General features: G+C 32.4%; 4 protein-coding genes. All 4 read right to left on the bottom strand.

Going from position 1 to position 5,142, the window contains the following annotated elements; all coding sequences use genetic code 11:
- On the bottom strand, positions 1 to 1,107 hold a 1,107-nt coding region (locus tag ACY651_RS10670; protein WP_462252507.1), incomplete at its 3' end, for a site-specific integrase.
- 278 nt (positions 1,108 to 1,385) lie between these two features.
- Positions 1,386 to 1,955 carry a hypothetical protein gene (locus tag ACY651_RS10665; RefSeq protein ID WP_462252505.1) on the bottom strand — a complete coding sequence of 190 codons (570 nt, stop codon included), beginning with the start codon at positions 1,953 to 1,955 and terminating at the stop codon, positions 1,386 to 1,388.
- A 236-nt stretch (positions 1,956 to 2,191) separates the two neighbouring features.
- Positions 2,192 to 3,685 (bottom strand): alpha,alpha-trehalase TreF, encoded by a 1,494-nt coding sequence (gene treF, locus ACY651_RS10660; RefSeq protein ID WP_462252503.1) that lies wholly within the window; start codon positions 3,683 to 3,685, stop codon positions 2,192 to 2,194.
- Positions 3,686 to 3,695: 10 nt separating this feature from the next.
- Entirely contained in the window at positions 3,696 to 4,940 is a 1,245-nt protein-coding gene (locus ACY651_RS10655) for an MFS transporter (protein ID WP_462252501.1), read from the bottom strand.
- Between the last annotated feature and the right edge of the window lie 202 nt (positions 4,941 to 5,142).

The raw sequence follows: 5,142 nt of genomic DNA, 5'->3' as shown, positions 1-5,142 counted from the left end.
CTCAGCTCTTATACCCTTTTCAAGTGCAAGGGTAACAAAAGTTCTTCTTGCTGTGTGAGTACTAACCATTTCAAATTTCTTTTTGTGAGTAACCACACGCTTTGCTCCATTGAATTGTTCTATTCTTATTAACTCATTTATTTTACACAGTTCTGCAATTTCTTTTAAAAACTGATTCGTTTTCTGATTTGTTATTCCTGTAGGCAACGGTTTTAAACTGAGTTTGGTTTTGTATCTACTTAGAATCGCTTTTGCAAAATCATTCAAAGGAATTCTAATTGAATCTCTTGTTTTTTCAGTTTTGATTTCAAGATAATTTCCCTTTATGTGAGTATTGTCAAGTTTATCTATATCTGAAAAACGCAAACCTGTAAAACAAGAAAAACAGAAAACATCTTTTATCGGCTTTAATCTTTTACAAAGATTATCTTTTTGATAGATAGTCATTAATTCACTTTCAGATAAATGTATTGTATCTGCTTCTTCGTTGAAGACTTTGAATTTTTTAAATGGATAATTTTGTGATGTGTATTCGTGGTCTATAGCATAATTTAAAAATACTTTTAAATTCTTTACATATTTTCCAACCGTATTATTAAGATTTTTTAAATCATTCAGCATATAATTCACGAAATTTTCATAGAAATTAAAGTCTATGCTTTCAAAAGTTATCGGATAATTTTTAGCATCAGAAAACTTTAATAATTTTTCTTTGGTACTTAAATAACCTTTAACTGTCCAGTTAGCTTTTGTAATTCTGGAATCTGAAATAAATTTATCATAAACATTAAAAAAGTCGTTGGTATTATTGAGCGTTCCAAACTTTAAAAAGAATTTTCGTTTAACGGTTTCTAAACTGTATTCCTTTTTATTAAAAACGCCTTCCCTTTCAATTTCTTTTAAAGTATTTTCAATATCGTCAAGTATACCATTAATTTCTGCATAGCCAGTATAATTCAGTTTTACTCTTTGGTCTTTCCAACTGGCTGCTATAGCTTTTAACTTAGTAAAATATCTGAATTTTTTTCCTTTTACCTGATAGGTTAAATAAATTGGAGATTCGCCTTTTTTATCGGCTGCTTTCAAACTAAAATTGATTCCTGACATGATTTTGTAATTTTTTTAGGTGTCCAAATAGGTGTCCAAAAAGACTTTTTTTATTTGAATTCTAAAACTAATTACAAACATTAGATTCGCCTAAGAATAAGGCCAGATAAAGCTTTCGAAGTAAATCTAAGTAAAGTAAAGTGCCACAGAATAAACTTAAAAAGTTCCTTTCGTGGGCACCAGAAGGCCGGAGTTAGTTCTCCGGCTTTTGTATTTTGTAGTTGCCGTAATATAAAAATAAGGCTATGCTTGCCAAAAAACATAAATTGGCTAATGTATTAGTTAATATACTTGTTAGTTTTAAAACAGCTAATTATTTTTTTAGCAATTTTTTTTACATTTTTTACTTTTATTAAGTCACTACCTACACCAACTCTGGCATTCCATACCTTTTTCATATTATTTTGTGTCATGCAAAGTTGAAAGTCGAATTCCTCAAGATAAGCAGCAGTTGATATATAATTGGTTGTCTTTATTAGCCCAGTTTGTATTAGTGGTGTATTTTTATACTGCATGTTTTGAACATTAAATGAAGGAGCGCTTTTTGGCAAGAACAGCAAAATTGCTTTGTAGCCTGCCTTATTTATAGAATCAAGTTGAACTTTCGCATCTTCAATATTTTGTCCGAGATATTTATACTTAGCTATAACATTCCTTTTATTAAGGCCTTGAATAGTAAATCTGCTAATGTTCTCTAAAAACAGTTCAGAGATAGATGAACCTACGCCTATAATCAGAATACTGTCTAATTTGCTATCGATGCTATCAACTTTTCTTTCATCAAATAAGCTTTGAGAAAAAGAATTTAGAGAGTAGAGTAATAAAATAATTAAAAAATTTATTTTCATAATATCACTGTTACTGAGCAGGGCTTAGGTTTGTAGATGTTTTAAATAGCATTAGCCGTGAACTACTGCCTAAATTTATAATTAAAAGTTGATCTCAAGATCAAAGATTGGCAATATTTGAATTATGTAATATAACCATTTACAAACGCAAATATATTTGTTAAATCCCCAGTAAAAAGTTGTACTCCGTCTACCAAAGCATTACAGCAAGGTGAAGCTCCAGCTTCACCTTTTTTTTATTCGCTTTTCATTTTTAAATACACGCCATTCGTCCAGCCAAAACCATCCTGGTTGGGATATTCTCCCCCACCGGCAGTAACGGTTGTATCCATTACGTTATACTTCTCCATCATTTTACCTGTTTCGGCAAAAACTTTTTCGCAATTGGAAAGCCAGTTATTTTTTAATGTTATTGCTAATTCCGTAAAGCCGTAATTCATTAATCCTTTATACGCCATCCATTGCAAAGGTGCCCAGCCGTTTGGTGCATCCCATTGCTGGCCGGTTTTATAAATAGTAGTTACTACACCTCCTGAATAAAGAAATTTTTCTTTTATTAATGTTGCAATTTTTTGTGCCTGTTCTGCCGTTGCTATTTTAAAAAATAAAGGAAATACTGTTGCCAAATTAAAATGCTCCTGCTGTTTATGTTCGATAAAGTTAAAATCAAAAAAACATCCTTGCTTTTCATTCCAGCAAAACTCCTGTATCGCCTTATATCGGTTTTCAACTTTTAATTGAAACTCTTTAATTTTTATTTCGTGCTGTTGCAGTTTGTACATTTTTAATAAGCTTTCCTCCATAAAAAATAATAAACAATTTAAATCAACCGGAATCAAATCAGTTGTCTGTATTGTTTTCATTTCTTTTTTATCGGCAAACCAACGGCTGCTAAAATCCCAGCCCGACTCTGCTGCGGCACGAATATGAAGATAAGTTTTTGAAGGAATGCCCGGTGATGTTTCAGCAATATGTTTATCTTCATCATAAGCTTCGGGCCTGGGCTCATCTTTACTGTCCCAGTAACGGTTCATTACCATGTTATCTGCTAACCTTACGGCACGGTTACAGCATTGCTGCTCACTATTTAATTGCTCCTCTCCCAACATCCAAAAATTATATTCTTTCTCAAATGCAGTTTGATATTTTGTAAAAACAGTTTCACCTTTTTCTTCACTTAGTAAATGTATCATCAATGCAAAAAAAGGTGGTTGAGAGCGGCCCAAATAATAAGTGCGGTTGCCATTGGGTATAAAACCAAATTGGTTGATGAGATATGCGAAATTATCCAGCATATTTTCAATAATAGCCGTTCGCTTACTTACCTGTAAACCTAACATAGTAAAATAACTGTCCCAGTAATAAATTTCTCTAAACCTTCCACCGGGAACAATGTACTGGTGCGGAAGCGGAATAAGTGTACCGCCACTTTCGCCGGGTGTTCTTTTTAATTCTTCCCACAAATCGTTTAAATGAATATCAATTGTTTTTTTTGCAGAAGAATAAGCAGAAATTTTTTCTTCAGGTAAAATAAAATTGTCGCCCACAAAATTTTTTAAATTAAATTCAGTGGTATTTCTTTTATCAGCATACTTTTTTAAAATTTCATCCGCAGCATATTTGGGTACACAATCCACAAAAAATTTACTGTCGGCAAAAATTCTTTTTGTCTGCACATCCTCATAAAGGGTACGAAGCGATTCAATAAAAAACAACTGTTGGTTTGGCATACAAAAAGGATTATACAGTTACAGCTGTTTCTTTTGATTTATTATGCAGTCTGTTAAAAATAAATAAACTGATAATTAAAATTGTAATGGGTACCAGGGTAAAATAAAATGCTGTTGTACCATCGTACAAATCAAAAATAAAACCTGTAATTAATGATCCGCAGCTGCCGCCAATGGCAGAAAAAACAATAATAAGGCCCGACATTAATGCATGTTTTGATTTGGGTAGCGAACTTAAAATAGCAGAATTAATGGAAGGATAAATGGGAGCAAGAAACAAACCTATCAGCGGAAAAATATAGGCTGCCAATGGTGCATCAAACCATCCCGTTGCTGCACTTACATTTACATTTTTTGCCAAAGGCATTGCTATTAATACCATAGCTGCAGCTAAAAGCAGGCAACTTATTAAAACATAAAACCAGGGAATTTTTTTTAACACCACGCCTGCTAAAAAACGGCCTAAAGCATAAGAGCCTGCCAGAATACTGCCCATCTGAATACTGAGTGCATTAGGGAGCTGCAATACTTTTTGATTAAATGTGGGTAAAAAATTTTGAATACTTTGTTCAATCAATACATAAAAAAATGCAGCGCAAAGAAAAACGACTATTATTGGTTTGGCCATTAAAGTGAACATTTCAAAAAAGTTAACTGACCCTTCTGTTTCATTTTTCTGCACACCTGATTCATCTAAATTTGAGGTTAACAGTAACAGGAAAGCTACAATAGAAATACCGCCAATTAAATAATATGATTTAAGCCAGGCGGTTGATTCAGGATGTGCATCATCAATAAAATAACTAAAAATAAAGTACAAAGCAAAGTTGCCTACCGTAAAAAAAGATTCTATAAAATTCATAAATCTTATATGCTCTTTGGAATCTTTTGTTATTATTCCGATAGTACTGTACACCGACATTTTAATTAATGCAAAGCTTGCCCCTACAATTACAAACAATAATTTTATTGCTAAAAAACTGGGTACATTAGGAATAATAAAACAAGTTGCTGATACAACACCCAAAGCAATAAGCATAGCTCTTTTATAACCTAACCTTACAATAAAAGATGCTACTAAAAAAGACATGATGGCAATACTGATATCTTTACAGGGATCAATCCATGATGCAGCTTTACTATTTACACCAAAATTATTTTGCACCTGGGTTATAGCAATACCCGAGCTGTTCAGCAATATGGCAAAAACAAAATAATTAAAGAACAGCGAAATTTTAATTTTCAAATTCGTCATACAGCAAGCTTGAGATAAATAATAAAAAAGGAGTTAACAAAAGGGAAGATAATAATAATTATTTGTTTTGTATCTACAACGATCCGCCCTGCAGTAAAACAGAATCAACGGTAACCTCCTGCATAAAAGTGCTGCCCGATAAACAATCCATCATTCTTTTATATGCCAGCTTGCCTAATTTATAGCCACTCGTTTCTATAAA

Origin of the sequence: Ferruginibacter sp. (assembly GCF_031391665.1) — a bacterium.
Taxonomy (GTDB): Bacteria; Bacteroidota; Bacteroidia; order Chitinophagales; family Chitinophagaceae; genus Ferruginibacter.
The sequence above is the reverse complement of the archived record's forward strand: the minus strand, read 5'-3'. Positions and strand labels throughout refer to the sequence as shown.

Excerpts from the sequence above, each read along its gene's own strand:
- treF (WP_462252503.1), bottom strand. The coding sequence starts at position 3,685 with ATGCCAAACCAACAGTTGTTTTTTATTGAATCGCTTCGTACCCTTTAT.
- ACY651_RS10655 (WP_462252501.1), bottom strand. The coding sequence starts at position 4,940 with ATGACGAATTTGAAAATTAAAATTTCGCTGTTCTTTAATTATTTTGTT.
- ACY651_RS10665 (WP_462252505.1), bottom strand. The coding sequence starts at position 1,955 with ATGAAAATAAATTTTTTAATTATTTTATTACTCTACTCTCTAAATTCT.